This window comes from Flavobacterium soyae, from assembly GCF_021245985.1.
GTDB classification, from domain to species: Bacteria; Bacteroidota; Bacteroidia; order Flavobacteriales; family Flavobacteriaceae; genus Flavobacterium; species Flavobacterium soyae.
Map to the genome: position 1 here is coordinate 1 of NZ_JAJQXA010000033.1, position 3170 is coordinate 3170.

At 48.8% G+C, this 3170-nt stretch carries 2 rRNA genes; both read right to left on the reverse strand.

Annotation, left to right across the window (positions count from 1 at the left end):
• Positions 1-80 (reverse strand): 5S ribosomal RNA (rrf, locus tag LUU93_RS21430); the annotation flags it as partial.
• Between the two features lie 171 nt (positions 81-251).
• Positions 252-3133, reverse strand: a 23S ribosomal RNA gene (locus LUU93_RS21435).
• Positions 3134-3170: the final 37 nt, after the last annotated feature.

The window sequence follows — 3170 nt, forward strand, 5'->3', positions numbered from 1 at the left end:
TGCAGTACCATCTGCGCAGGCGGGCTTAACTACTCTGTTCGGGATGGGAAGAGGTGAGCCCCGCCGCAATAACCACCTTAAGGTTTTTAGTTGTTGGTTTGTGGTTGTCGGTTGATGGATTTCTCCAACAACTATCAACTCTTGACCATCAACTGCTCTGCGTCGAGCTAATATTTTAACATACTGAGATAAAGAAAAGTAAGTTTTGTTTAGAAAGTTTCTTCTCCCGACCGTAGTCGGGAGAAAAGGGTGTACATAAGCTTACGGATTATTAGTACTACTCGACTATGACATTACTGCCTTTACATCTATAGCCTATCAACGTGGTCATCTTCCACGATCCTTAAAAGAAATCTCATCTTGTGGTGGGTTTCGCGCTTATATGCTTTCAGCGCTTATCCCTTCCAAACGTAGCTACTCTGCGGTGCCCCTGGCGGGACAACAGATACACTAGAGGTTTGTCCAATTCGGTCCTCTCGTACTAGAATCAGATCCACTCAAATTTCTAACGCCCACAGTAGATAGAGACCGAACTGTCTCACGACGTTCTGAACCCAGCTCGCGTGCCACTTTAATGGGCGAACAGCCCAACCCTTGGGACCTTCTCCAGCCCCAGGATGTGACGAGCCGACATCGAGGTGCCAAACCCCCCCGTCGATATGAGCTCTTGGGGGAGATCAGCCTGTTATCCCCGGCGTACCTTTTATCCTTTGAGCGATGGCCCTTCCATGCGGAACCACCGGATCACTATGCTCTACTTTCGTACCTGATCGACCTGTATGTCTCTCAGTCAAGCTCCCTTATGCCATTGCACTCTACGCACGGTTACCAAGCGTACTGAGGGAACCTTTAGAAGCCTCCGTTACTCTTTTGGAGGCGACCACCCCAGTCAAACTACCCACCAAGCAATGTCCCCCACACTATGGGGTTAGGCCTCAGATAAACAAAGGGTTGTATTTCAACAATGACTCCACAACGCCTGGCGACGCCGCTTCACAGTCTCCAACCTATCCTACACATCATTTATCCAAGGTCAATACTAAGCTATAGTAAAGGTGCACAGGGTCTTTTCGTCCCACTGCGGGTAAACGGCATCTTCACCGTTACTACAATTTCACCGAGCTCATGGCTGAGACAGTGTCCAGATCGTTACACCATTCGTGCAGGTCGGAACTTACCCGACAAGGAATTTCGCTACCTTAGGACCGTTATAGTTACGGCCGCCGTTTACTGGGGCTTCAATTCAATGCTTCTCCGAAGATAACATCTCCTCTTAACCTTCCAGCACCGGGCAGGTGTCAGGCCCTATACTTCATCTTACGATTTTGCAGAGCCCTGTGTTTTTGATAAACAGTCGCCTGGACCTCTTCACTGCGGCCCCGATTGCTCGGGGCGACCTTTCTCCCGAAGTTACAGGTCTATTTTGCCTAATTCCTTAGCCATGAATCTCTCGAGCACCTTAGGATTCTCTCCTCAACTACCTGTGTCGGTTTACGGTACTGGTACTAATTACCTGAAGTTTAGAGGTTTTTCTTGGAAGCCCTTAGGCGCACTATCTCTTTGTCCGAAGACTCCGAGTACTATCGTATTTCACCAGTCTCTGCGGATTTGCCTGCAGAGCCTATAGCTAGGTACTTTAACGAACTATTCCGTCAGTTCGCGGCGCTTTCATCACTCCGTCACCCCATCACAGTAATTAGTAGTACGGGAATATTAACCCGTTAGCCATCGACTGTCCCTTTCGGGTTCGCCTTAGGACCAGACTAACCCACAGCTGATTAGCATAGCTGTGGAAACCTTAGTTTTTCGGTGTGCGGGTTTCTCGCCCGCATTATCGTTACTTATGCCTACATTTTCTTTTCTAACCAGTCCAGCTCTCCTTACGAAAAACCTTCTGCCCTGTTAGAATGCTCCCCTACCACTTACAATTGCTTGTAAATCCATAGCTTCGGTAATATGCTTATGCCCGATTATTATCCATGCTCGTCCGCTCGACTAGTGAGCTGTTACGCACTCTTTAAATGAATGGCTGCTTCCAAGCCAACATCCTAGCTGTCTGGGCAGACAAACCTCGTTCTTTCAACTTAGCATATATTTGGGGACCTTAGCTGATGGTCTGGGTTCTTTCCCTCTCGGACTTGGACCTTAGCACCCAAGCCCTCACTGCTGAGAAACATTATACAGCATTCGGAGTTTGTCAGGAATTGGTAGGCGGTGAAGCCCCCGCATCCAATCAGTAGCTCTACCTCTATATAACTTAATTCAGCGCTGCACCTAAATGCATTTCGGGGAGTACGAGCTATTTCCGAGTTTGATTGGCCTTTCACCCCTACCCACAGGTCATCCGAAGACTTTTCAACGTCAACCGGTTCGGACCTCCACTGTGTGTTACCACAGCTTCATCCTGCCCATGGGTAGATCACACGGTTTCGCGTCTAACACTACTGACTAAAGCGCCCTATTCAGACTCGCTTTCGCTGCGGATCCATGGCTTAACCACTTATCCTTGCCAGCAGCGTTAACTCGTAGGCTCATTATGCAAAAGGCACGCCGTCACCCCACGAAAGGGCTCCGACCGCTTGTAAGCGTATGGTTTCAGGATCTATTTCACTCCGTTATTCACGGTTCTTTTCACCTTTCCCTCACGGTACTGGTTCACTATCGGTCTCTCAGGAGTATTTAGCCTTAGCGGATGGTCCCGCCAAATTCAGACAGGGTTTCACGTGCCCCGCCCTACTCAGGATACCACTATCTATTACATTTATTACCCATACGGGGCTGTCACCCTCTATGGCCCGACTTTCCAGTCAGTTCCGGTTCTGCATGCATAAAATGTCGTGGTCCTACAACCCCAGCAATGCCGTAACATCACTGGTTTGGGCTAATCCGCGTTCGCTCGCCACTACTTACGGAATCACTTTTGTTTTCTTCTCCTCCGCCTACTTAGATGTTTCAGTTCAGCGGGTTTGCCCACCTATCGGTGTACTATGTCTTCAACATAGTGGGTTGCCCCATTCGGGTATCTGCGGATCAATCAATGTGTGCTTGTCCCCGCAGCTTTTCGCAGCTTATCACGCCCTTCATCGCCTCTGAGAGCCTAGGCATCCCCCATACGCCCTTATTTTGCTTATTGTACCAATCATAATATCAATTATGACCGTTTTTTTTTG